Origin of the sequence: Microvirga massiliensis (assembly GCF_001006805.1) — a bacterium.
Taxonomy (GTDB): Bacteria; Pseudomonadota; Alphaproteobacteria; order Rhizobiales; family Beijerinckiaceae; genus Microvirga; species Microvirga massiliensis.
In genome coordinates this window covers 185,378-208,366 of record NZ_LN811358.1, presented here as the reverse complement: position 1 = coordinate 208,366, position 22,989 = coordinate 185,378, and the positions used below count along the sequence as shown (strand labels likewise).

The window sequence follows — 22,989 nt, the reverse complement described above, 5'->3', positions numbered from 1 at the left end:
AGTTCAGACAGGAGGTTCTGGATGGACCTGATCACGAAGCTTGATTGGGCTTCGAAAATGAACATCGCTGCGGTCTGCGCATCGCTCGTGTTCATCGCCGCAATCATTGCAGGCGCTCTTTAAGAACGATGCGCGAGGGCGCTCAGGCGCCCCGCCTCACCAGCCTTACTGCCGCCGGTTTCGCCGGCGGTGGTTACACTTCAATAGAGTCTTTGAGAGTAGAACGCTGCGCGATCGTGCAGTGATCTGATGTTGCTTGAGTTGTTTTGAAAGCTGGTGCTGCCACCCTCATCCGCCCCTTCAGGGCGGGTGAGGTGGGAAATGTTGCGTTCACAATACCGGGCAACAGAACCGGCGCATATCCGCAGCATGACGTTGCACCCGCCGCCACGCAGGCGTGCATGCGACTGGCTGCTTACTCCTCCAGTAGGTGAGCGACCGAACTCATTAAAGTTTTCGGTGCCTGACATGATCGCCAGGAAGTCTTTTTCGTGCCGATGCGCCAACGCGATCTGCACGAAAGCTGATTTCCTTTACCGGTACCGGATCAGGATTGCGGACACGGAGTTTCGGTCACGCCCCAAGACATCACGTTCGTGATCATCTCGCAGCGCGCCATCCGATTGCCCTGGGCCGTCTTGAGGCAGACCATCTCGCCTTCGGCGAACATGCGGCCCTGGGCCCGGCAAAAGCACTCCATCGCGCTCTGGGCGTGAGCGGCAGGACGCGGTGTTGCATCATGAGCGTGCGGCGCCGCCGAAGCGACGGTGAGGAAAAACAGGAGCCAGGCCAGATGTCGCATGGCGGCCTTCCGACGTGATCGCCGCCCCCCGAGAGATGCTCCTCCCGGCCGTTTCTCGCGTCAAGCGGACTTGGTTTGCACCCAGCGCTCGGTCGCGGCCTCGTCAGCGTCCTTGGCTTCGACCCAGCCGCCGACCTCTCCTCCCGCGAGATGTTCCCGCTTCCAGAAGGGAGCCCGCGTCTTCAGGTAGTCCATCAAGAATTCGCCGGACTCGAAGGCCGCCCGGCGGTGACCCGATGCGGTCACGACGAGAACGATGTTCTGACCCGGCAGGATGCGTCCGAAGCGGTGGATGATCGTGAGGCCCGAAAGGGGCCAACGCCGCTCGGCCTCATCCGCGACCCGCGCGATTTCCGCTTCCGCCATGCCGGGATAATGCTCGAGCTCGAGAGCGGCCAACCTGCCCCCCTCGTCCCGGCAGAGGCCCGTAAAGCTCACCACCGCACCGATATCGGACCGGCCCATCGTGAGCTCCGCGATCTCCGTCCCGGGCTCGAAATCCTCGGACTGGATCCGGATCTTGCGACGCACGGTGCGTTAGCCCCCGGTCATCGGAGGGAAGAAGGCGACTTCACGCGCGCCGGCGAGAGCAGCATCCGGCCGGGCATGCGCGCGATCGATCGCTGCCCGCACGACATCGCCGGCCTCGAAGGCATATTCGTATTCCTCTCCGCGCGTCTTCAGCCAGCGGACAAGATCGGCGACGGTCTCGATGCCCGGCGGAAGATCGACCTCCTCCTCGGGAATCCCGACCCGTTCGCGCACCCAGGCAAAGTAGACGAGCTTCACCCTGCTCACCGATCACCTTCCATCACATGCCGCCGGCGCCGGCCTCCACGGCCTCGAGCCGGCTCGAACCCGATCAATGATCATCCTCCATAACGTGGTGCAGGCCAGCCTTCAGATAGTCCCAACCCGTATAGATCGTCAGGATCGCCGCACCCCAGAACAGGACGGTCCCAATTCGGATAGTGCCGGGCAAAACGGCCTCACCGGCCGGTCCGGCGATCAGGAACCCGATCGACACGAGCTGGAGGGTGGTTTTCCATTTGGCTACCCGGCTGACGGGCACCGAGACCTTCAGTTCGGCCAGGAATTCCCGCAGGCCCGAAACGAGGATCTCGCGGCTAAGGATAACGATCGCTGCCCAAAGCGAGACTCCGTTGATGGTCTCGTCCGCCACCAACATCAGGAGGCAGGCTGCGACCAGGAGCTTGTCGGCGATCGGATCCAGCATCCGGCCGAGCGCCGATTGCTGGGCATAGGCGCGCGCGAAATACCCGTCGAGGTAGTCTGTGACTGCGGCGAGGATGAAGATCGTCAGCGCCGCCCAGCGCGACCAGGTGTCCTCCGGCCAGAAGAGGAGCGCGACCACCGCCGGAACGGCGACGAGCCGACCATAGGTCAGAAGGTTCGGGAGGCTGAGGGCCTTCGAACGGCGCATGGAGGTTGCCGTGCTCATCGGGATGGAGGAAGCACGCGTGGGTGCAAGCGTCAACCTTCGCCCGGAGCCTTGCCCATGCAGGGCGTGCAGGTCAGCCGCGCTCGTGGAAGAACTCGTAGACAGCCCTCGCCGTTGCCGCATTCACCCCAGGGGTCTTCATGAGATCCTCCAAGGCCGCGCTCTGGATGGCCTTGACGGTTCCGAACTGGTGCAGGAGCGCCCGCTTCCGGGATGGGCCGATCCCGGCGATCTCGTCCAGCGGATTGCGGGTCATCTCCCGCTTGCGCTTGGCCCGGTGGGCGCCGATCGCGAATCGGTGCGCCTCGTCGCGCAGCCGCTGCACGAAATAGAGAGCCGGGTCCCGCGGGGGCAGCTTGAAGGGCGGCTCGTCGGGCTTGAAGAAGGTCTCCCGGCCGGCATCCCGGTCGCGCCCCTTCGCGATCCCGACCAGGGCGACCTGGTCCTCGCCGAGGCCGGCTTCGGCAAGCGCGGCGCGCGCGGCCTCGAGCTGCCCCTTGCCGCCATCGATGAGCACGAGGTCCGGCCATGCCGGAAAGGGCGTCTCGTCCGTGGGCTGCTCGGACTGCTCCGTGTCGCCGCCGGCTTCCTCCCGAGGAGCCTCCTTGGCGAGGCGCGAGAACCGGCGCAGCAGCATCTCGCGCATCATCGCGTAATCGTCGCCCGGTGTCAGATCCTCCGAGCGCATGTTGAACGTCCGGTAGTGCTGCTTCATGAAGCCGGCAGGCCCGCAGACGATCATCGCGCCGACGGCACTCGTCCCCATGATGTGCGAGTTGTCGTAGACCTCGACCCGGCGGGGCGCCCGCGGGAGGCGCAGCGCCTGGCCGAGGGCGATGAGAAGCTTCTGCTGCGACGCCGTTTCGGCGAGCCTCCGGCCGAGCGCTTCGCGCGCATTGCGCAGGGCATAGTCGATGAGCTGGCGGCGCTCGCCGCGTCGTGGCGCATGAATTTCGACGCGGCTTTCGGCCCGTTCTGAGAGAGCGGCCGCAAGCAGTTCGGCATCCTCGATATCATGCGAGAGCAGGATCACCGCAGGCGCGGGCTTGTCGTCATAGAACTGCGCCACGAAGGAGGCGAGCACCTCCTCGCGCGCCATCGAGCGGTCGGCTTTCGGGAAATAGGCGCGGTTTCCCCAGTTCTGCCAGTTGCGGAAGAAGAAGACTTCCACGCAGAACTGCCCGGCCTGCTCGTCGATCGCAAAGACATCGGCTTCCGCGACACTCTGCGTGTTGATGCCCTGAACGCCCTGGATCGCCGAGAGCGCCGCCAGCCTGTCCCGGTGGCGCGCGGCGGCCTCGAACTCGAGCGCCTCCGCCGCCGACTGCATCTCGGCGGTGATCCTCTCCTTCACGGCATTCGACTTGCCCGTGAGGAAGGCACGCGCCTCGGCGACGAGCCCCGCGTAATCCTCGCTCGAGATCTCCCCCGTGCAGGGCCCCGAGCAGCGCTTGATCTGAAAGAGAAGACAGGGCCGGGTACGGTTCTCGAAATAGGAATCGTTGCACGACCGCAGAAGGAAGGCGCGTTGCAGGGCATTCACCGTCCGGTTAACGGCCCAGACGCTCGCGAATGGCCCGAAGTAATCTCCCTTCCGTTTCCGCGCGCCGCGATGTTTCACGATCTGCGGCGCCGGATGATCCCCCGTCAGCAGGATGTAGGGAAGCGATTTATCGTCGCGCAGGAGAACATTGTAGCGTGGGCGCAGCTGCTTGATGAGATTCGCTTCGAGCAGGAGCGCCTCGGTCTCCGTTGCCGTGGTGACGAATTCCATGCTGGCCGTTTCGCCGATCATCCGGGCGATACGATTCGAATGGGCCTGGCCGCGGGCATAGGAGCCGACGCGGTTCTTCAGGCTCTTGGCTTTCCCAACGTAGAGGACGTCCCCCTTCTCGTCGATCATCCGATAGACGCCGGGAGCGTTCGGAAGCGTCGACCAGAAACGCTTGATGACCTCGGTGCCGCGCTGAATCGATCCGGGATTTGCCTCGAGGTCGAACTCGACATCGGAACCCTCCTCGAGCGCGACGACCTCATCGTCGTCCTCCTGGAGGACTTCCGGCGGCACATCATTGCCGGTGCTGCGCCCGGGCAGGCTGGGGCTCGATGAACGACTCATCGCTGTGATTTAGGAGACCCTGAATCCGGAAGAAAGAGCGACAGAGAGCCCGAGATCGCACCCTCCGGGGCTCGTCATTCTTGACCCTGTCCTCCCGACATGGTGCAGACCGATCTCGCCTTGAGAGGTCTCCACCATGGCTCTGCATTTCGAACCTGCCGAATTCGACCGTCGACGGGACGCTCTTCTTGCCGCGATGCAGGAGCGCCGCCTCGACGCCATGCTACTCTTCCAGCAGGAATCGATGTACTGGCTGACCGGCTACGACACCTTCGGCTTCTGCTTCTTCCAGTCGCTCGTGCTGAAAGCCGACGGGCAGATGGCGCTTCTGACCCGCTCGGCGGATCTGCGGCAGGCGCGTCATACATCCACCATCGCCGACATCCGTGTCTGGAAGGATTCCGCCGGTGCAAATCCGGCTGTCGACCTCCGCACGCTCGCCGCGGAACTCGGCCTCGCAGGCTGCACGATCGGTGTCGAATACGAGTCGTATGGCCTCGTCGCTTCGAACGGTTTCAAGCTCCAGGCCGCCTTCGAGGGTTTTGCTCCGCTCGTCGACGCCTCCGATATCGTCACGCGCCTGCGCGCCGTGAAGTCGCCGGCGGAGCTCGCCTATGTGCGCGAGGCGGGCCGCCTCGCAGATCTGGCCGACGAAGCAGCTCTCGCCCGCATCCGCGCAGGCGCCGACGAGGGTGAAATCCTCGCGGCGCAGCATGCGGCGATCTTCTCGGCCGGCGGCGATTATCCGGGAAACGAGTTCATCATCGGCTCGGGGCGCGACGCGCTTCTGTGCCGGTACAAGGCCGGACGCCGGCGCCTCGACGCCACCGACCAGATCACGCTCGAGTTCGCCGGAGTGTTTCGCCACTACCATGCAGCGATCATGCGAACGGCGGTCGTCGGTGAGCCGCGGCCTCAGCATCTCGCCTATCATCAGGCCGCACGGGAGGCTCTCCTGGCCTGCGAGGCCGAGATGAAGCCCGGACGGACAGCGGGAGATATTTTCGCCGCTCACGCGCGTGTCTTCGCCGAGCAGGGCATGTCGGAGCACCGCCTCAATGCATGCGGCTACTCCCTTGGCGCGAAATTCACCCCGTCCTGGATGGACTGGCCGATGTTCTACGAGGGCAATCCTTGGGTGATCGAACCCGGAATGGTGCTCTTCGCCCACATGATCCTGATGGATTCCGAGTCCGGAACGGCGATGTGCCTCGGCAGGACCTCCATCGTGTCCGAGCATGGGGCCGAGCCCGTGACGCTGCCGAGCCTCGAGCTCGCGGTTCGTTAGTCGCCCCTTCGCGAATGATGTTTCCCTTTCGGGCCACCATCGTCCGGTCTGCCATGATTTTTGATGCCAGGAAGCGCCAAGCCCCTCGACTGCCCGTGCGATCCTTGTAGAAACGTTAACGGCGCTTAACCGAGTCGCTGCGGGAGGGGGGCGTGGTGACGTTGCGAGAAGGGCTGATCCTGGCTGTGCTCGGCATCGGATTGGCAGGGTGCCAGAGCAATGGCACCGCCAGTTTCGCCAGCCTGACATCGTCGCTCGATGGCACGCCACTGACGGTCGAGAGCATCGATGGTCCTCCCGAGCCGATCCTGGCCGCCATCGTGGACGAGCTTGCTTCGGCCGCGGCCCGGAACGACGTCAGGCTCGTGACGGACGGCTCGCCGGTCCGCTTTCGCATCAGGGGTTATCTCACGGCCGAGACGAGCGCAGCCGGGAAGCCAGAGCTGGCCTATGTCTGGGACGTGTTCGACGCGCAGAAGCGGCGCGCCAGGCGTGTCTCCGGCACCAGCACCCTCGAGGCTCGCTCGACGAGAATGTGGGATGAACTCGACAGGGAGGCTCTCGCCAAGCTTGCAGGCGAGAGCATGGCGGAGATCGCTTCGTTCCTCGCCGAGACCAGGACGGAAGTCGCACTCGCCGGGTCCGATGGGATGGCGCCCGACTCGGCCCTGAGCTATGCCGCCCCGTGACAACAACGCTGCGCGTGCTTCCGCGGATCGTATTGTGACGATTTGCCAACGCTGCTAAGACCGCCGCGCCCGGGGCGCCGGCGCCCATGATCGTGTGGCTCGGGACTCTGCTCGTCACCACGCCAAAGGTCAGTATGAAACTCGTCGCGGGTAACTCCAACCGTCCGCTCGCGGAGGCCATCTCCGCTTATCTCGACCTTCCTCTCGCCAAGTGTCAGGTGAGGCGGTTCGCGGACATGGAGGTGTTTGTCGAGATCCAGGAGAACGTGCGCGGCGAGGACGTCTTCGTCATCCAGTCGACTTCGTTCCCGGCCAATGATCACCTCATGGAGTTGCTGATCATCACCGATGCCCTGCGCCGCTCATCGGCCCGGCGCATCACGGCCGTGATCCCGTATTTCGGCTATGCGCGGCAGGACCGGAAACCCGGCCCTCGCACACCGATTTCGGCCAAGCTCGTCGCAAACCTGGTGACCCATGCCGGGGCGGACCGCGTGCTCACGCTCGATCTCCACGCGGGCCAGATCCAGGGCTTTTTCGACATCCCGACCGACAATCTCTTCGCGGCGCCCGTGATGGTGCGCGACATCAAGGAGCGCATGGATGGCGGCGCCCGCATGGTGGTGTCGCCGGATGTCGGCGGCGTAGTGCGCGCCCGCGCCCTCGCCAAGCGCATCGACGCCCCACTCGCGATCGTCGACAAGCGCCGCGAAAGGCCGGGCGAATCCGAGGTGATGAACATCATCGGCGACGTGAGCGGGCGATCCTGCATTCTCGTGGACGATATCGTCGATTCCGGCGGCACCCTCGTGAATGCAGCGGACGCGCTCCTGAAACATGGGGCCCGGGAGGTCTACGCCTACATCACCCACGGGGTACTCTCCGGAGGAGCCGTGTCGCGGATCGCGAATTCCAATCTGAAGGAACTGGTGATCACGGATTCGATCCAGCCGACCGAGGCCGTCAAGGTCGCCCGCAACATCCGCGTGATCTCGATCGCGCCTCTCATCGGCGAAGCGATCGGCCGGACGGCGACGGAGAGTTCGGTTTCAAGCCTGTTCGACTGATTTCGCTGCCGAGGGGCACTCCGCATCCGCGACCGTCGGGAGAGCAGGGCAGAAGATCTCCGAATCCTGGGCGGCATGTGACGCAGGCGAATGTCTTGCTCCACCGGCCCTTTTTCGCCTATAAGCCCGCAGCGCTCGTCTGACACCCTTGGAGGCTCGGGCGCGCCGCCGATGAGGCCGCCGAGAGGCGGCCTTCGGCTTTTGCATCATACAGAAGGACCACGACCATGAGTGCAAAGCAGCTCCAGGCCGTGGCGCGCGACCGGGCTGGCAAGGGGGCCGCCCGGGCCGTTCGTCGCCAGGGCCGCGTTCCCGCCGTCATCTATGGAGGCGGTGAGCCCGCCCAGTCGATCTCTCTCGATTCCAACCAGACGAAGCAGCTGATCTTCGCCGGTCAGTTTCTCACGACGGTCTTCGAGATCGACGTCGACGGCCACAAGACCCGCGCGATTCCGCGCGACTACCAGCTCGATCCGGTCAAGGATTTCCCCGTGCATGTCGATTTCCTTCGCTTGGCCGAAGGCAAGTCCATCAGGGTGGTCGTTCCGGTCCGTGTCGTCGGCCAGGACAAGAGCCCTGGCATCAAGCGCGGCGGCACGCTGCAGGTCGTGGGGCACGCCGTCGAGCTCATGGCTCCCCCGGATGCGATCCCGGATTTCATCGAGGCGTCGGTGGCCGATCTCGACATCGGCGGGACGATCCATCTCGAGAACATCACCCTTCCCGAAGGTGTGCGGCCGGTCTCGACGGAGAACGTCACCCTCGTGACGGTCGTGCCGCCGTCCGGCATGCAGGAAGAGGAGCCCGCAGCCGCGGAGGCTGCCGCTGCCGCAGCGCCGGCCAAGGCTTGATCAGGGCCTGAGGCGCGAGAGGCCGGGCAAAGCCCGGCCCATTCCGGCGCTCCGACCGCAAGGCCGGAGCGTTTCACTGTCAGGCCACTCGCGATGCAGCTTTTCGTCGGACTCGGGAATCCCGGAAGCCGATACGCCCGAAACCGTCACAATATCGGCTTCATGGCCGTCGATGCGATCGCCCGGTTTCATCGGGCTTCGCCATGGCGGAGCCGCTTCCAGGGCCAGGTGACGGAAGTGAGCCTCGGGGGAGAACGCGTTCTCATTCTCAAGCCCGAGACCTACATGAACGAATCCGGGCGGTCAGTGGCGGAGGCGATGCGGTTCTTCAAGATATCGCTCGCGGAGACGACCGTGTTTTACGACGAGCTCGACCTGCGCCCCGCGAAGCTGCGGGTGAAGGTCGGAGGCGGGAATTCCGGTCACAATGGACTGCGTTCGATCACGGCGCATTGCGGAAACGACTACCGCCGCGTTCGCCTCGGCATCGGTCATCCCGGCCACAAGGACATCGTGCATTCCTATGTGCTGGGCGATTTCGGGAAGGCGGAGGAGCCGTGGGTCGAGGACCTCTGCCGGGCTGTGGCAGAGGAAGCGGAACTCCTGGCCGCGGGCCAGGACGCTCAATTTCAAAACCGCGTCCACCTCGCCATGGAAGCGCGCGGCTGGACCGATGTGAAGCGGCCCGGCGAGAAAGCCGCCGACGACAAGAATTAGCGCCCTCCCCTCCGGCTCGATGACGAGCAGCGGGAACGGGTGAGCGGCAGCCGAAGGAGCAATGAGATGGGTTTCAAGATGGGCATCGTCGGCCTGCCGAATGTCGGCAAATCGACGCTTTTCAACGCGCTGACCCAAACAGCCGCAGCGCAGGCTGCGAATTATCCGTTCTGCACCATCGAGCCGAATGTCGGCGATGTCGCGGTGCCGGATGACCGCCTCGAGGCCCTCGCGGGGATTGCCGGATCGGCACAGATCATCCCGACCCGCCTTACCTTCGTGGATATCGCCGGCCTCGTGCGCGGCGCTTCCAAGGGCGAGGGCCTCGGCAACCAGTTCCTCGCCAATATCCGCGAGGTCGATGCGATCGCGCATGTGGTGCGCTGTTTCGAGGATAGCGACGTCACGCACGTCGAGGGTCGGATCGACCCGATCGCCGATATCGAGACGATCGAGACCGAGCTGATGCTAGCCGATCTCGAAAGCCTCGAGCGCCGGGTGACAGCGCTCGAGAAAAAGGCGCGCGGCAATGACAAGGAAGCGAAGGACACGCTCGCTCTCGTCGAGCGCACCCTTCCCTATCTGCGGGATGGAAAGCCGGCGCGGATGGTCGAGCGCAAGCCCGAAGAGGAACGGCTGTTCGAGATGCTGGGTCTGCTGACGGCGAAGCCGGTCCTCTATGTCTGCAACGTCGACGAGGCTTCCGCGGATCAGGGCAACACGTTTTCTCAACAGGTCTTTGCTCGCGCGGCGGAGGAAGGCGCCAAAGCTGTCTTGGTTTCCGCGAAGATCGAGAGCGAGATCGCGGTTCTGCCTCTCTCCGAGCAGCGTGACTATCTCGATGCCATCGGGCTATCGGAGCCGGGGCTCAACCGTGTGATCCGCGCCGGTTACGAACTCCTGGGCCTGATCACCTACTTCACCGTAGGCCCCAAGGAGGCGCGTGCCTGGACCGTGACGCGCGGCACGCGCGCGCCGCAGGCCGCCGGCGTGATTCACACGGACTTCGAGAAAGGCTTTATCCGGGCCGAGACGATCGCCTATTCCGATTACGTCGGACTGAAGGGCGAGGCCGGCGCCCGGGATGCCGGCAAGCTCCGGCTCGAAGGCAAGGAGTATCAAGTGCAGGACGGCGACGTCCTGCACTTCCGCTTCGCAAACTGACGGCGGGACATTATTCGCCGCTCCGGCGAGGCCGCGATCCCCTTCGGAAGGGCCTCGGGCCCGCGAACGCGGTAGCACGCTCTTCGCGGAAGTACGCCCGGCGCAGGATTTACCGATCCATCCTGCAGGGCGACTATGGTGACGCATTCAGGCACGGGGACTTGCCGGCATGTCACCTCCGCTCGTCTTTGCAGCCATCCTCGCGCTCCTCGCCACACCGGCTGCGGCCCGTTCCAGGGCCGCGGAGTTCCTGGTTCGTGTGCAGATCAACGAGGCTTGCGATGGCATGGAGGGGAAGATTGATCCCCGCGCTGTCATCGAACGGGATCTCATCGGCGACGGCAGGGCCGACCTCATCATCAGCCACGAAGGCATTTCCTGCACCGGCGGCGCACCCTGGAGACGGAGCAGCTTCTGCGGCGCACAGGTCTGCCCGGTGAACATCTAAATCCGGCGCGGTGCGCTGCTGAAGCTCCAGCGCGAAATACTCGGAGCCGGCGTCGAGGTCGGTGACGACCGGATCCCGGCGATCCATTTGCATGCCCAGGGTGGAGCGCCGGACGCGTTGCGGTGGAACGGGCGTGAGTTCCGCTGAGGCGCGATCCTCCTCTGCACGAGGCCAGACGCCACGTCGGGCCTCTCTTCTCGTTCAGCGAATCGATGACGCCGGCGCGCAGTCTCGATCTTCTGGTGCCCTGCGGCGTTACTCGCAGGAGAGGTGCTTCACGATGACGATCTGTTCCCGTCCGAGCGCAGCGTTGGACCGCCCATGTCAAGGATTGATTGAGCCGGTCTTCCGGCTGGCGCGTCCGTCCCGATGAAACTCCATGAACTCCATAGCTGGGACCTGAGCCCTACCGAGGCCGTCGCGCTGCAGCGGAAGCTGCGCCGGGAGGTCGTTTCGGATCGGCCGATCCCGCTGGAGAACGTCCATGTCGTCGCCGGAGTCGACGTCAGCGTGAAGGATGAGATGTCCCGGGCTGCCATCGTGGTGCTGACCTATCCGGACTTCCAGCCCGTCGAGACCGTGCTGGCGACCCGGCCTACCCCGTTTCCCTATGTGCCGGGGCTCCTGAGCTTCCGTGAGGGGCCGGTACTCGAGGAGGCCTTCAGGCAGCTCGGGACCGTTCCCGACGTCTTTCTATTCGACGGCATGGGCATCGCCCATCCGCGGCGAATCGGGATCGCGAGCCATATGGGCCTGTGGCTCGAGAAGCCGACGATCGGCTGCGGAAAGACCCGCCTCGTCGGACACTATGGATCGCTCCAGGAGGAGCGAGGCGCTGCCGCTCCTTTGATGGATCATGGCGAGCGGATCGGGGTGGTGCTTCGGACCCGCACCGCCCGCAACCCGCTTTTCATATCACCCGGCCATCTTGCCGATATCGACACCGCCGCCGAGTTGGTCCTGCGCTGCGCCCCGCGCTTTCGCCTGCCGGAGCCGATCCGGGCGGCCCACAACGCTGCTGCCCTCGGGGGTCCCTCCTCTCGAGTCTGATCCGGGCCTGAGGAAATCTCTTGAAGGCCGCATGCATTTTCGCCGACATTCGGTGCACGCTGCGGCTCTCCGAGATCTTCCATGACCGACCTGGCCCAACCTCAAGCGCCTCGCTCGACCGGAGCCGGGATCAGACCCGTCTCGTTCGGCGATCTCCGCCAGGCACTCTCCGAGGGCTGGCAGGACTTTCGCGCAGCCCCGCAATTCGGGCTGCTCTTCGGCTCGATCTATGTCGCGGGCGGACTGCTGATCCTCCTGTGCGCCCTCGTCCTCGAGATGGGCTATCTGGTTTATCCCCTCGCGGCAGGGTTTGCGATGATCGGTCCCCTGGTCGCCGTTGGCCCTTACGAGGTCAGCCGCCGTCGGGAGATCCGGGAGCCTCTCTCGTGGCGATCCATTTTCCGGGCCATCACGACACAGGGTGGCCAGCAGCTCGGATGCATGGCCTTCGTGACGCTCTTCCTGTTCATCATCTGGATGTACCAGGTCCGGCTGCTGCTCGCCCTGTTCCTGGGTCTGAAACCGATTGCGAGCCTCGATCGCTTCATCACGGTCGTGCTGACGACGCAGGACGGGCTGATGTTCCTGGCGGTCGGGCACGTGGTGGGAGCGGTCCTGTCGCTGGTCGCATTCTCGCTTACCGTCGTCTCGCTGCCGCTCCTCGTCGACCGCGATGTGGATTGTGTGACGGCCATGATCACGAGCGTTCAGGCGGTGATCGCCAATCCGCGCACGATGCTTGCCTGGGGGCTCATCGTCGCCGCTCTCCTCGCGATTGCCATGCTGCCCCTGTTTCTCGGTCTGCTCGTGGTGCTGCCTGTGCTCGGCCACGCGACCTGGCACCTCTACCGGAAGGTGGTTGCGCCGGCCTGACCGGGTTTCAACAACTTGCTGGAAGACTGGGCGATAAAGCGCATCCCGCTCTCTGGCCGCGGACGTCAGGGCGTCGTTGAGACGGAGCGCTGTGGGAGCCTGTGACCGTGCCTGGTCATAGTGAAACGGGCCCTGTCGCGGGGCGACGGGCCCGTCTTGACCCAAGGGTCACACGTCACTGACGTTGTTCCGGATAGTCCGGCTAAAAGGCTCATATTGTGGAGCTGAGACATGCACCTCCACCGCATGTGAAGGGTGGGAGGCGTTCTCGGCTCAGGCGGTGTCTCTATCTCAACCTCCCTTCGGCTGAAGCCACGGCGGGTACGCGGCCAAGCAATTACGTAACCGAGGCTGCTTGAGAAGCCCGCAAGGAAACCATCGATCCACCCGCAGAATGCACCCACCGTCACGAGTCCGCATTAACCTGGATCGAACAGAGCTGCAGAAATATGTCGGCGAGCCCAATAGACGCAAAGTGCTTAGAGTCGTCTGGTCTAGTGACCTGCGCGCGCAAAACCACTGACTTCCGCGTCGCTCAGCCCGAGCGACATAGCTATGCCACCCCATGCATCGGTCACTTCGATCCGCCAATCCTTCCACTCGGCGGCAGCGGCGGATTGCTCCTGCCGGAATTCACGAATCGCTTCGATGACTTCTGCGCGAACTTGCTCGAGGTCGGTAACGTCGAGCCCGGTCTTGTCAGGAATGATCTCGTGTCCATCCACAAGATGGAAGTAGTAGCGCTTCACGATAGTGACCTCCGGTTGGGCGACCTCGGGTTCCTCTGACCGGACCTCTATCACACCCTGGCGCTGAGCGAACTGATCGAGGTTAACATTAGCGAACTAAGCAGAGCGGAATCCCCAACGGGCGCGGCCATTGGTTTTGCAGCCCGACGCGTGTGCAGTGGATCACCTCCGGCCCGAGCGCCTGCGTGTGCCATCAAGGCGACATCGCAACGGCCGTCATGGATGCGGAAGCTCTCCCACCCGCGACAGCGAAGCCTCGGCATGGTAGGGGCACGGCATGCCACGCCTCCACTTCGAAGACTTCATTCCCGGCACATCGCAGATCTACGGCTCTCATGAGGTGTCGGAGGAGAGTATCATTGCCTTCGCGCGCGAATACGATCCGCAGCCATTTCACGTCGATCCGGAGGCCGCGAAGGACACCTTCGTCGGGACCCTGATCGGCTCAGGCTGGCACAGCTGCAGCATCAACATGCGGCTGATCTCCGATGGATTTCTCCTGGACACAGCCGCCATGGGCGCGCCGGGGATCGAGGAGGTCCGCTGGCTCAAGCCGATGCTGCCCGGCGACGTGCTGTGCTCGCGCGTCACGGTGATGGAGACTCGCACCTCCCAGAGCCGGCCCGAACTCGGCCTCGTCCGGTTCGGCCTCGAACTGATAGACCAGAGCGACAAGGCCGTCCTAACGCAGACGAACTGGATCCTGATCGCACGCCGTGGCGCCCCGCCGCCAACACCCCTGCGCCCCCCGCAAGAGACGAGTCCCGCAGGAGAAGACGTCGAGCCGGCAGATCCGCAGCCGTCGAACCTGTTCTTCGAGGACATTCAGACAGGCGTGACCCAGGATCTCGGGGCCTATCATTTCTCCGCCGAGAGGATCGTCGGCTTCGCGCGGGAATTCGATCCCCAGCGCTTTCATGTCGATCCTGATGCCGCGCGGGAGAGCCTGTTCGGCGGGCTCTGCGCCTCGGGCTGGCAGACGGCCGCCGGCTGGATGAACCGTATGTGCGCGCATCGGAATCGCGTGGCGCAAGGGGCTCGCGCGCGGGGCGAAAGGGTGGCCCGTCTCGGCTCCTCGCCGGGGTTCAAGAACCTGCGCTGGCTGAAACCCGTCTATGCCGGGGACACGATCCGCTATCGCTCGACATTCACCGACAAGCGCCGTTCCGGCTCGCGGCCCGGATGGGGCCTCGCCTTTCACCACAATACCGGAACGAACCAGCGCGGCGAGGAGGTGTTCTCGTTCGACGGTGTGGTGTTCTGGGAAGCCCGGGACGGCTGACGAACGCTACGCAGCCTTCCGCTCGGGAAAGAGCGCGAGGAGCCCTTCCGGGCTCGCGGGGGTGATGCCTCGCTCGGTGATGAGCGCCGTCACGAGCCGAGCCGGCGTGACGTCGAAGGCCGGGTTCGCGGCCGGGCTGCCGGGGGCGGCGATCCGCACCGTGGCGAGCGTGCCATCCTCCCGGGCTCCCGTCATGTGCGTCACCTCGCGTTCCGAGCGCTCCTCGATCGGGATCTCGCGCACCCCGTCCTCGAGCGACCAGTCGACGGTCGAGGACGGCAGCGCGACATAGAACGGCACACCATTGTCCTGGGCGGCGAGCGCCTTGAGATAGGTTCCGATCTTGTTGGCGACGTCGCCCCGGGCCGTGGTGCGATCCGTCCCGACGATGCACAGATCGACCATTCCGTGCTGCATCAGGTGGCCCCCGGCATTGTCGACGATGACCGTATGGGGAACACCGTGGGCGCCGAGTTCGAACGCCGTCAGCGCAGCGCCCTGATTGCGCGGCCGTGTCTCGTCGACCCAGACATGGACCGGGATTCCGGCTTCCTGCGCGACATAGATCGGGGCGAGCGCCGTGCCCCAATCCACGGTAGCAAGCCAACCCGCATTGCAATGGGTGAGGATGTTGACGACGCGGCCCGTCCGCCGATGGACCGCTTCGATGAGTTCTGCCCCGTGGACGCCGATGCTGTGGCAGCATGCGACATCCTCGTCCGCGATCGCGCCCGCCTCCGCAAACGCTGCGGCGGCACGATCCGCGGGAGCGAGCGGCCGAACCCGACGCTCCACGCGCGCGAGCGCCCAAGCGAGATTCACAGCGGTCGGGCGCGTGGCGCCGAGCAGCCTGACCGCCTCGTCGAGTGCGGAGTCGCTGGCGTCATCGCGGAGCCCGAACCAAAGCCCGTAGGCCGCGGTGACACCGATCAGCGGTGCGCCGCGGACGACCATGGACCGGATCGCCTCCGCTGCTTCCTCGAGCGTCGCGATCCGCCGGGTCGCGAATTCATGCGGGAGCAGGATCTGATCGATGACCTCGACCGAGCGCCCGTCGGCGCCGGGCCAGATCGTGCGATAGGAGCGTCCGTCGATTTTCATGTTCCTCTCCCGGCGTCCCGCCTGTCGGGGTGGATCAATGCCCCTCGAATTCCATGAGCGTGCGCACCTCGACGCCGAGCTCGCGCAGCTTCTGCGCCCCGCCCAGTTCGGGTAGGTCGATGATGAAGCAGGCGGCGACGATCCTGGCGCCGATCTGGCGCAGGAGGTTCGTGGCCGCGACGGCCGTGCCGCCGGTGGCGATGAGATCGTCGACGAGGATCACCCGTTCGTTCTGCCCGATCGCATCGGTGTGGATCTCCATCTCGTCGACGCCGTATTCGAGCGAATAGGCAATTCGCACCGTCTCGTGCGGAAGCTTGCCCTTCTTCCGGATCGGCACGAAACCGGCAGAGAGCTGGTGCGCCATCGCGCCGCCGAGAATGAACCCTCGCGCCTCGATGCCGGCGACCTTGTCGACCCGGCCTCCAGCATAGGGATGGACGAGTTCATCGACGGAGCGCCGGAAGGCGCGCGCATCGCCGAGCAGCGTGGTGATGTCCCGAAAGACGATGCCGGGCTTGGGATAGTCCGGAATCGAACGGACCGTGGCCTTGAGATCGAGGGCGAGGCGCGGATCCATGGGAGCGTCCTGGCGGGAGGGGGAAAGGCGGCTACGCGCGGCGGATGTCACGACCGCTCGAGGACACGACCCGCGACCGCGTCCAGCTTCTGGACGAGTTCCGGATCGCGCAAGGCGGGCGCGGTCATGATGGCATGGTCCAGCGCGTGATGGGATCCGGCGGGACAGGGCTCGCGCTCAGCGGGGAAATCCCGCGCGACGCGCGCGACGAGACGGGCCGCCTTCTGCGCGTTCGTCCGGACGACCTCCAGCACCTGGGCGACGTCGACATCGTCATGCTCGGAGTGCCAGCAATCGTAATCCGTCACCATGGCGATCGTCGCGTAGGTGATCTCGGCTTCGCGGGCGAGCTTCGCTTCCGGCATGTTCGTCATTCCGATGACGTCAAAGCCGAGCGAACGATAGGTCACGGATTCCGCATAGGAGGAGAATTGCGGCCCCTCCATGCAGACATAGGTTCCACCGCGGCGGACCTCGATGCCTTCGGCAGCGGCGGCCTCCGCGATACGCTCTTGAAGACGCGGGCCGACCGGCCGCGCCATCGAGACGTGCGCGACGCAGCCCTTGCCGAAGAAGGAGCTCTCTCGCCGGTAGGTCCGGTCGACGAACTGGTCCACCAGGACGAACAGGCCAGGATAAAGCTCCGGCTTGTAGGATCCGCAGGCGGAGACCGAAATGATATCCGTCACGCCGGCGCGCTTCAGGACGTCGATATTGGCGCGGTAGTTGATGTCCGATGGCGAGAGGCGATGGCCGCGCCCGTGGCGAGGAAGGAACACCACCTTCGTGTTGCCGACCCTGCCGATCCGCACGGCATCGGAGGGCTCGCCCCAAGGCGATGCGATCAGCTCCTCCCGGATCTCCTCAAGGCCCGGAAGGTCATAGACTCCCGAACCGCCGATCACGCCCAGTACAGCCTGCGCCAATCATCCCTCCGTTACTCAACAGTTCCAGCCAGGCGCCCAGTGTGCCGTGGTGAATCTCGCTGCGAGATCCATGTGTTAGCACAGTTCTGCGTCGGCCCGATCCACTTTCAGTGGGCAAGACCCTCTGGTCCCCTGACCCGCAATGAAGAAGGGCCTGCCGCCTTCGGCGAGCAGGCCCTTTAACGTGATGGTGCTGCTCGTCAGCGTGGCAGAATGGGCGGCGTAGCCTGGCCGTCGACCTCACCGCCGACACGCGCCCAGACCTTCTTCTTGGTGAAGTAGAGAAGTCCTGCGAACACGATCAGGAACAGCATCACCTGGAAGCCGATGCGCTTGCGGGCCTCGAGGTGAGGCTCGGCAGCCCAGGCCAGGAATGCGGTCACGTCGCGCGAATACTGGCTGACCGTCTCAGGAACGACGGCATTGCCGTCCGGCCCCTTCGGATATTCCACCTGCCCATCGCTGAGCGGGTTCGGCATCGCGATGACATGGCCAGGATAGTAGGCGTTGTAGTGACCGCCTTCCGGAACTTCGAACCCTGCCGGGGGCTCCTCATAGCCGTGTAGCAGAGCCGCAACGTAATCGGCGCCGTTCTCGGAATACTGACGGAACACGTCGATGATGAACCAGGGGAAGCCCCGCTCGTAGGTGCGCGCCTTCGCGATCAGCGAGAGATCGGGCGGAGCCTTGCCGCCGTTCGCGGCAGCCGCGGCATTCTCATTCGGGAACGGCGACGGGAACGCGTCCGCCGGCCGGCCCGGCCGATCGAACATATCGCCGGAGTCGTTGGGACCATCGTGGATCTGATACTCGGCCGCGAGAGCCTTGACCTGGGCTTCGGAAAACTCGGGCCCACCCGGTTCTGCGAGATTGCGGAACCGGATGTAGCTGAGCCCGTGGCACGCGGCACAAACCTCACGATAGACCTTGAAGCCCCGCTGGAGCTGAGCACGGTCGAAGGTCCCGAACGGCCCCTGCCAGCTCCAGGACAGTTGCGGCGGCACCGGTGTCTCGCCCGCGGCGAACGCGGAACCCGAGAGCGCGACGGAAGCGGCGGCGGCGAGGAGAATGCGTCTGATCATGATTGTATTATCCTGACTCGCCATCAGCCCTTCGAATGAGCTTCCGCGGTCTCTGCCGCGGGAACGCGCGACACGGTCTTCTGCACCCCGAGCACCGATTCCAGGATCGAGCTCGGCAGCGGCAGAGGACGCTCGATGAAGCCAAGCAGCGGCAGCACGATCAGGAAATGCGCGAAGTAGTAGACTGTGCTGATCTGGGCGGCGGTGACATACCAGCCCGAGGCAGGCTTTGAACCCAGCCATCCGAGGAAGATCGTGACCGCCACGAAGACCCAGAAGAACTGCTTGTATACTGGCCGATACGCGGTGGAGCGAACGCGCGACGTGTCGAGCCAGGGCAGGAACGCCAGGACAGCGATCGAGCTGAACATGGCGAGGACGCCGCCGAGCTTGTTCGGGATCGCCCGCAGGATCGCGTAGAACGGCAGGAAGTACCATTCCGGCACGATATGGGCGGGCGTCACCGCGGGATTGGCCGGGATGTAGTTGTCCGCATGGCCGAGATAATTCGGCATGTAGAACACCCACCACGCGAAGAAGATCAGGAAGAGGACGAGCGAGAAGCTGTCCTTCACCGTCATGTAGGGGTGGAACGGCACCGCGTCCTTGCCCGACTTGATCGGCACGCCCGTCGGGTTGTTGTTGCCTGGCACGTGCAGTGCCCAGACGTGAAGGAGAACCACGCCGAAGATCATGAAGGGCAGCAGGTAGTGGAGCGAGAAGAAGCGGTTCAGCGTCGGATCACCCACCGAATAGCCGCCCCACAGGTATTCCACGATCGTCCTGCCAACGACGGGAAGGGCCGAGAACAGGTTGGTAATCACCGTAGCGCCCCAGAAGCTCATCTGGCCCCAGGGAAGCACGTAACCCATGAAGGCGGTCGCCATCATGAGGAGGAAGATGATGACGCCGAGGATCCAGAGAATCTCGCGGGGCGCCTTGTAGGAGCCGTAATAGAGGCCGCGGAAGATATGGATGTAGACGGCGACGAAGAACATCGACGCGCCGTTGGCGTGCAGATAGCGGATCAGCCAGCCGTAGTTCACGTCGCGCATGATGTGCTCGACGGACTGGAAGGCCAGCGTCGCATCCGCCGTGTAGTACATGGCGAGGAACACGCCGGTCACGATCTGCGCGACCAGCATGAACATCAGCACCGCGCCGAACGTCCAGAAATAGGTGAGGTTTCGCGGGACCGGGAAAGCCACGAAGGAGGAGTGGATCAGGCCGATGACCGGCAGGCGGCTCTCGAACCACTTCGCGAAAGCGCTCTTGGGAACGTAGGCTGTTGGATGCTCGCTCATTTTTCTCGCCTGGAGATCAACGATTAGGTTCGGCCTTTTTCGAAGGGCCGTCGCGTCACGCCGTACCGATCACGATCTTCGTGTCGGACACGAAGCTGTAGGGAGGAACCGGAAGGTTGATGGGCGCCGGCCCGCTCCGAATCCGGCCGGACGTATCGAAGACCGAGCCGTGGCAAGGGCAGAACCAGCCATTGTACTCACCCTGATGCCCGAGCGGCACGCAGCCAAGATGAGTGCAATTTCCGTAGACGACGAGCCACTGGTCGTGCCCCGGCTTGACGCGCGCGGAATCGGGCTCCGGATCGCGCAAGCTGTCGAGATTGACGTCCTCCGCGGCTTTGATCTCCGCTTCCGTGCGGTTGCGGATGAAGATGAGGCTGCCGCGCCAGAACACCTTGACGATCTGACCCTCGGCGATCGGCGCGAGATCCACTTCGACCGGAGCGCCCGCGGCTACCGTATGGGCGTCCGGCGCCATCGACGAGACGAAGGGCCAGATCAGGGACGCAGCACCGACGGCGGCTGCAGTGCCGGTCGCGATATAGAGAAAGTCGCGGCGTGTGGGTTCAGCGGCGGTTGTGGTCTCGGCCACGCGGCTCTCCAGCAAGCTCGAAACGGACGGGAAACGCGCGTCACCCCTGTCTTGACGACGAAGGCGCCTTACGCGGAGCCAGGGGACCAAGCACCCGCGTCAACGCGCACGCAATGCGACGGGCCGTCGCCGCGCGGCCGCTCTTTGGCATGGTGTCGCGCGCCTGTCCATACCGCTAAGCGCGGCATCCCCGCTCACGGACAAGCTGGCGGCCCGTGAAAGCGTGCGTGTTCCTCCTCCTGCGGTTTTTTGTGGCACCATGGCGGCTGGAGCGACGAGGAGCCCTTCAGGCGCCAAGATGCCCGGGGACTGCCCCGAGCGCCGGTGGCCGACTCACGCCACCGAGGTCTCTTCGGTCTGGAGGAAACCGCCCGATTGCCGGTTCCAGAGGCGTGAATAGATCCCCCCGGCCCGCAGGAGTTCGGCATGGGTCCCCTGCTCCGCGATCTCGCCGCGGTCGATCACGACGAGCCGGTCGAGGGCGGCGATCGTCGAGAGACGGTGAGCGATCGCGATCACGGTCTTGCCCTCCATGAGGGTCGCCAGCGCCTCCTGGATCGCAGCCTCGACCTCGGAATCGAGGGCGGAGGTCGCCTCGTCAAGCACGAGAATCGGCGCATTCTTCAGGAGAACGCGAGCAATCGCGATCCGCTGCCGCTGCCCGCCGGACAGCTTCACGCCCCGCTCGCCGACATGGGCGTCGTAGCCCCGGCGCCCGCGATGATCCTCCAGATCGACAATGAAGTCATGCGCATGCGCTAGGCGGGCCGCGTGCTCGATCTCCGCGTCGGACGCACCCGGCCGCCCATAGGCGATATTATCGCAGATCGACCGGTGAAGGAGCGACGTGTCCTGCGTGACCACGGCGATGTGGCGCCGCAGGCTGTCCTGGGTGACCCTGGCGATGTCCTGTCCGTCGATCAAGATCCGCCCGCCGTCGAGATCGTGGAGGCGCAGAAGCAGCGAGGCAATCGTCGTCTTGCCGGCGCCGCTTGCGCCGACGAGCCCGACCTTCTCCCCGGCAGCGATCGTGAGATCGAACCTGTCGAAAAGCTTCTCTTCGCGCCCATAGCGGAACGAGACCTTGTCGAATCGCACCTCGCCGCGCGTCACCACGAGATCCCTCGCGTGCGGAATATCCACAACGGCATGCGGGCGGGCGATGGTCTCCATGCTCTCCTGGACGATACCGATATTCTCGAAGACGCTGCGCACCACCTGCATGACCCAGCCCGACATGGTCGAGAGGCGCAGGGCCAGCGCTAGGCCGGCCGCGATCGCCCCCGCGCTCATGAACCCGCGGGACCACAGCCACAGGGCGATGGCGGCCGTCGACACGAGATAGACCGAGTTGAGAACCTGCAGGATGCAGTTCGTGACGGTAATGAGCCGCAGGGAGTGCAGATAGCTCCCGGTCTGCGCCGCGACGGCGTCGCGCACCGTCGAGCGCTCCTCGGCGCTTCGCGCAAACAGCTTCACGGTGAGGATGTTGGTGTAGCTGTCGACGATCCTGCCGATCATGACCGAGCGCCTGTCGGCATTGTTCCGGGACCGCTCCTGGGCGCGCGGCACGAAGAACAGGATCAGCGCGACGTAGCCGGCGATCCAGCCGAGGGTCGGCAGGGCGAGCCAGACGCTCGTCAGCGAGAAGGCGCCGAGCGCCGTAAAGGCATAGATCGCGACATACCAAAGCCGGTCGATGATCTCGACGGCGGCCTCCCGTAGCGCCGGGCCAGCCTGCGTGATGCGGTTCGCGAGCCGGCCCGCGAAATCGCTCTGGAAATACGAGACCGCGTGGCCGAGCGTGTAGCTGTGCGTCCGCCAGCGGATCATGTTCGTGGTTTGCGGCACGATCGCCTGGTTCACGACGGCCTCGTGCAGGAAGTGCAGAAGCGGACGCACAATCAGCACCACGAAGGCCGCAAGCCCCAGCCAGGGCGCGTACTCTGTGAAGACCTGGTCCGGGGCCTTGGTGGTCAGGAGATCGACGAACCAGCCGATCAGGAAGAACAGCCCGGTCTCCAGGCCGCCGATCAAAAGGTTCGACAGGAAGACGAGGAGCAGCCAACCCCTGACGGGTCGCAGGTAGTGCAGGGCGAAATGCCAGACCGAATCCGGAGGCATCCTCCGGTCGTCGAAGGGGGCGAAAGGGTCGATCCGCCGTTCCAGCCAGGAGAAAAGGCCGCTCAACATCGCCGCTCCCTAACGCCCTCCGTCGTCCACCGATCCCTTAACCTGCAAAGCCTGGGCGCCGTTCGCCAGGGCGATGACTTGACGCGCGGGCAGCCGGAGCCGATGCACCGCATCGCTGACCGCCTGGGCCACCGCCCGGGGCTGCATTCCGCACCAATCATCCATGCCCGGCCTCGCCCTCTACCAGCCCGACATCCCGCAGAACACCGGCACGATGCTGCGCCTCGCGGCCTGCCTCGGGATCGAGGTGCATCTGATCGAGCCGGCCGCATTCGACCTTTCCGACCGGAATCTCCGCCGCGCCGGGATGGACTACCTCGAGCGGGCCGGGATCGTCCGGCACGTCTCCTGGAGCGCCTTCGAGGAATGGAGGAGCCGTGCCGGGGCGCGCCTGCTGCTCGCGACGACGCGGGCTGCGGCGCCCTATACCGCCCTCTCCTATGGCCCGGACGATATCATACTGGTCGGTCGTGAATCGGCCGGCGTGCCGGACGAGGTCCATGCGGCCGCGGATGAGCGCATTATCGTCCCGATGCGTCCGGGCCTCCGCTCACTGAATGTCGCCGTCACGGCTGCAATGATCCTGGGCGAAGCGCTTCGGCAGACCGGTTGCTTTCCCGACCCGGCGGGCCGACAAGGGCCCTGAAAGC

At 64.9% G+C, this 22,989-nt stretch carries 24 protein-coding genes and 1 pseudogene; 11 read left to right on the top strand and 14 right to left on the bottom strand.

What is annotated here, in order from left to right:
• Positions 1-200: 200 nt before the first annotated feature.
• The 6 genes from BN1233_RS47270 to uvrC all read right to left on the bottom strand — a co-directional run bounded on the left by BN1233_RS47270 (position 201) and on the right by uvrC (position 4,383).
• On the bottom strand, positions 201-518 hold the full coding sequence (locus BN1233_RS47270; RefSeq protein WP_147707518.1) for a hypothetical protein: 318 nt from the start codon (positions 516-518) through the stop codon (positions 201-203).
• 29 nt (positions 519-547) lie between these two features.
• Positions 548-802, bottom strand: a complete 255-nt coding sequence (locus BN1233_RS25140) for a hypothetical protein (RefSeq protein ID WP_046866362.1) — start codon at positions 800-802, stop codon at positions 548-550.
• Between the two features lie 60 nt (positions 803-862).
• The gene (locus tag BN1233_RS25135) at positions 863-1,333 is read right to left on the bottom strand and encodes a molybdenum cofactor biosynthesis protein MoaE (RefSeq protein ID WP_046866361.1); all 471 of its coding nucleotides are present in this window, start codon (positions 1,331-1,333) and stop codon (positions 863-865) included.
• 6 nt (positions 1,334-1,339) lie between these two features.
• A complete protein-coding gene (gene moaD / locus BN1233_RS25130) occupies positions 1,340-1,591 on the bottom strand; it encodes a molybdopterin converting factor subunit 1 (protein ID WP_046866572.1) in 252 nt (83 codons plus the stop codon).
• A 73-nt stretch (positions 1,592-1,664) separates the two neighbouring features.
• Complete coding sequence (gene pgsA, locus BN1233_RS25125; protein ID WP_046866360.1) at positions 1,665-2,264, bottom strand: CDP-diacylglycerol--glycerol-3-phosphate 3-phosphatidyltransferase; 600 nt, start codon at positions 2,262-2,264, stop codon at positions 1,665-1,667.
• 73 nt (positions 2,265-2,337) lie between these two features.
• Positions 2,338-4,383 (bottom strand): excinuclease ABC subunit UvrC, encoded by a 2,046-nt coding sequence (gene uvrC, locus BN1233_RS25120; protein ID WP_046866359.1) that lies wholly within the window; start codon positions 4,381-4,383, stop codon positions 2,338-2,340.
• 136 nt (positions 4,384-4,519) lie between these two features.
• Between uvrC and BN1233_RS25115 the strand changes: the two genes are divergently transcribed.
• From BN1233_RS25115 to BN1233_RS25075, 9 genes and pseudogenes are all read left to right on the top strand, one after another.
• On the top strand, positions 4,520-5,671 hold the full coding sequence (locus BN1233_RS25115) for a M24 family metallopeptidase (protein WP_046866358.1): 1,152 nt from the start codon (positions 4,520-4,522) through the stop codon (positions 5,669-5,671).
• 152 nt (positions 5,672-5,823) lie between these two features.
• Positions 5,824-6,360, top strand: a complete 537-nt coding sequence (locus tag BN1233_RS25110; protein ID WP_046866357.1) for a hypothetical protein — start codon at positions 5,824-5,826, stop codon at positions 6,358-6,360.
• Between the two features lie 86 nt (positions 6,361-6,446).
• Positions 6,447-7,427: a ribose-phosphate pyrophosphokinase gene (locus BN1233_RS25105; RefSeq protein ID WP_046866356.1), complete on the top strand. Its 981-nt coding sequence runs from the start codon at positions 6,447-6,449 to the stop codon at positions 7,425-7,427.
• A 227-nt stretch (positions 7,428-7,654) separates the two neighbouring features.
• A pseudogene (locus BN1233_RS25100) lies at positions 7,655-8,275 on the top strand (50S ribosomal protein L25/general stress protein Ctc); the annotation flags it as partial.
• Positions 8,276-8,371: 96 nt separating this feature from the next.
• Positions 8,372-8,995 (top strand): aminoacyl-tRNA hydrolase, encoded by a 624-nt coding sequence (gene pth, locus BN1233_RS25095; protein WP_046866354.1) that lies wholly within the window; start codon positions 8,372-8,374, stop codon positions 8,993-8,995.
• A gap of 66 nt (positions 8,996-9,061) precedes the next feature.
• Positions 9,062-10,159 carry a redox-regulated ATPase YchF gene (ychF, locus tag BN1233_RS25090; protein ID WP_046866353.1) on the top strand — a complete coding sequence of 366 codons (1,098 nt, stop codon included), beginning with the start codon at positions 9,062-9,064 and terminating at the stop codon, positions 10,157-10,159.
• 169 nt (positions 10,160-10,328) lie between these two features.
• Positions 10,329-10,607 (top strand): hypothetical protein, encoded by a 279-nt coding sequence (locus BN1233_RS47265; protein ID WP_147707516.1) that lies wholly within the window; start codon positions 10,329-10,331, stop codon positions 10,605-10,607.
• Between the two features lie 369 nt (positions 10,608-10,976).
• Positions 10,977-11,657 (top strand): deoxyribonuclease V, encoded by a 681-nt coding sequence (gene nfi, locus BN1233_RS25080; protein WP_046866351.1) that lies wholly within the window; start codon positions 10,977-10,979, stop codon positions 11,655-11,657.
• An 81-nt stretch (positions 11,658-11,738) separates the two neighbouring features.
• On the top strand, positions 11,739-12,530 hold the full coding sequence (locus BN1233_RS25075) for a DUF2189 domain-containing protein (RefSeq protein WP_046866350.1): 792 nt from the start codon (positions 11,739-11,741) through the stop codon (positions 12,528-12,530).
• A 494-nt stretch (positions 12,531-13,024) separates the two neighbouring features.
• Here BN1233_RS25075 and BN1233_RS25070 read toward each other — a convergent pair whose 3' ends face one another.
• Complete coding sequence (locus BN1233_RS25070) at positions 13,025-13,279, bottom strand: DUF6894 family protein (protein ID WP_046866349.1); 255 nt, start codon at positions 13,277-13,279, stop codon at positions 13,025-13,027.
• Between the two features lie 277 nt (positions 13,280-13,556).
• Between BN1233_RS25070 and BN1233_RS25065 the strand changes: the two genes are divergently transcribed.
• Positions 13,557-14,561, top strand: a complete 1,005-nt coding sequence (locus BN1233_RS25065; protein ID WP_046866348.1) for a MaoC family dehydratase — start codon at positions 13,557-13,559, stop codon at positions 14,559-14,561.
• A 6-nt stretch (positions 14,562-14,567) separates the two neighbouring features.
• Here BN1233_RS25065 and mtnA read toward each other — a convergent pair whose 3' ends face one another.
• The 7 genes from mtnA to BN1233_RS25030 form a co-directional block, all read right to left on the bottom strand.
• Positions 14,568-15,662 carry an S-methyl-5-thioribose-1-phosphate isomerase gene (mtnA, locus tag BN1233_RS25060; protein ID WP_046866347.1) on the bottom strand — a complete coding sequence of 365 codons (1,095 nt, stop codon included), beginning with the start codon at positions 15,660-15,662 and terminating at the stop codon, positions 14,568-14,570.
• Between the two features lie 34 nt (positions 15,663-15,696).
• Positions 15,697-16,242 (bottom strand): adenine phosphoribosyltransferase, encoded by a 546-nt coding sequence (locus BN1233_RS25055; RefSeq protein ID WP_046866346.1) that lies wholly within the window; start codon positions 16,240-16,242, stop codon positions 15,697-15,699.
• 47 nt (positions 16,243-16,289) lie between these two features.
• Complete coding sequence (locus tag BN1233_RS25050; RefSeq protein ID WP_046866345.1) at positions 16,290-17,168, bottom strand: S-methyl-5'-thioadenosine phosphorylase; 879 nt, start codon at positions 17,166-17,168, stop codon at positions 16,290-16,292.
• Between the two features lie 200 nt (positions 17,169-17,368).
• Complete coding sequence (locus tag BN1233_RS25045) at positions 17,369-18,250, bottom strand: cytochrome c1 (RefSeq protein WP_082145658.1); 882 nt, start codon at positions 18,248-18,250, stop codon at positions 17,369-17,371.
• A 23-nt stretch (positions 18,251-18,273) separates the two neighbouring features.
• Positions 18,274-19,554, bottom strand: coding sequence for a cytochrome b (locus BN1233_RS25040; RefSeq protein WP_046866343.1), 1,281 nt, complete (start codon positions 19,552-19,554; stop codon positions 18,274-18,276).
• 55 nt (positions 19,555-19,609) lie between these two features.
• Positions 19,610-20,146 (bottom strand): ubiquinol-cytochrome c reductase iron-sulfur subunit, encoded by a 537-nt coding sequence (petA, locus tag BN1233_RS25035; protein WP_046866342.1) that lies wholly within the window; start codon positions 20,144-20,146, stop codon positions 19,610-19,612.
• Between the two features lie 333 nt (positions 20,147-20,479).
• On the bottom strand, positions 20,480-22,339 hold the full coding sequence (locus BN1233_RS25030) for an ABC transporter ATP-binding protein (RefSeq protein WP_046866341.1): 1,860 nt from the start codon (positions 22,337-22,339) through the stop codon (positions 20,480-20,482).
• A 163-nt stretch (positions 22,340-22,502) separates the two neighbouring features.
• On the opposite strand from BN1233_RS25030, the gene BN1233_RS25025 reads away from it, so the two are divergent.
• Positions 22,503-22,985, top strand: a complete 483-nt coding sequence (locus BN1233_RS25025; protein WP_046866340.1) for a tRNA (cytidine(34)-2'-O)-methyltransferase — start codon at positions 22,503-22,505, stop codon at positions 22,983-22,985.
• The last annotated feature ends 4 nt before the right edge of the window (positions 22,986-22,989 follow it).

Bases quoted from the DNA above. Each gene is read 5' to 3' on its own strand.
- uvrC (WP_046866359.1), bottom strand. From the start codon at position 4,383: ATGAGTCGTTCATCGAGCCCCAGCCTGCCCGGGCGCAGCACCGGCAAT.
- pgsA (WP_046866360.1), bottom strand. From the start codon at position 2,264: ATGAGCACGGCAACCTCCATGCGCCGTTCGAAGGCCCTCAGCCTCCCG.
- BN1233_RS25065 (WP_046866348.1), top strand. From the start codon at position 13,557: ATGCCACGCCTCCACTTCGAAGACTTCATTCCCGGCACATCGCAGATC.
- BN1233_RS25045 (WP_082145658.1), bottom strand. From the start codon at position 18,250: ATGATCAGACGCATTCTCCTCGCCGCCGCCGCTTCCGTCGCGCTCTCG.
- BN1233_RS25040 (WP_046866343.1), bottom strand. From the start codon at position 19,554: ATGAGCGAGCATCCAACAGCCTACGTTCCCAAGAGCGCTTTCGCGAAG.
- mtnA (WP_046866347.1), bottom strand. From the start codon at position 15,662: ATGAAAATCGACGGACGCTCCTATCGCACGATCTGGCCCGGCGCCGAC.
- BN1233_RS25115 (WP_046866358.1), top strand. From the start codon at position 4,520: ATGGCTCTGCATTTCGAACCTGCCGAATTCGACCGTCGACGGGACGCT.
- BN1233_RS25140 (WP_046866362.1), bottom strand. From the start codon at position 802: ATGCGACATCTGGCCTGGCTCCTGTTTTTCCTCACCGTCGCTTCGGCG.
- BN1233_RS25105 (WP_046866356.1), top strand. From the start codon at position 6,447: ATGATCGTGTGGCTCGGGACTCTGCTCGTCACCACGCCAAAGGTCAGT.
- ychF (WP_046866353.1), top strand. From the start codon at position 9,062: ATGGGTTTCAAGATGGGCATCGTCGGCCTGCCGAATGTCGGCAAATCG.
- BN1233_RS25055 (WP_046866346.1), bottom strand. From the start codon at position 16,242: ATGGATCCGCGCCTCGCCCTCGATCTCAAGGCCACGGTCCGTTCGATT.
- BN1233_RS47265 (WP_147707516.1), top strand. From the start codon at position 10,329: ATGTCACCTCCGCTCGTCTTTGCAGCCATCCTCGCGCTCCTCGCCACA.
- BN1233_RS25025 (WP_046866340.1), top strand. From the start codon at position 22,503: ATGCCCGGCCTCGCCCTCTACCAGCCCGACATCCCGCAGAACACCGGC.
- BN1233_RS25030 (WP_046866341.1), bottom strand. From the start codon at position 22,339: ATGTTGAGCGGCCTTTTCTCCTGGCTGGAACGGCGGATCGACCCTTTC.
- pth (WP_046866354.1), top strand. From the start codon at position 8,372: ATGCAGCTTTTCGTCGGACTCGGGAATCCCGGAAGCCGATACGCCCGA.
- nfi (WP_046866351.1), top strand. From the start codon at position 10,977: ATGAAACTCCATGAACTCCATAGCTGGGACCTGAGCCCTACCGAGGCC.
- BN1233_RS25075 (WP_046866350.1), top strand. From the start codon at position 11,739: ATGACCGACCTGGCCCAACCTCAAGCGCCTCGCTCGACCGGAGCCGGG.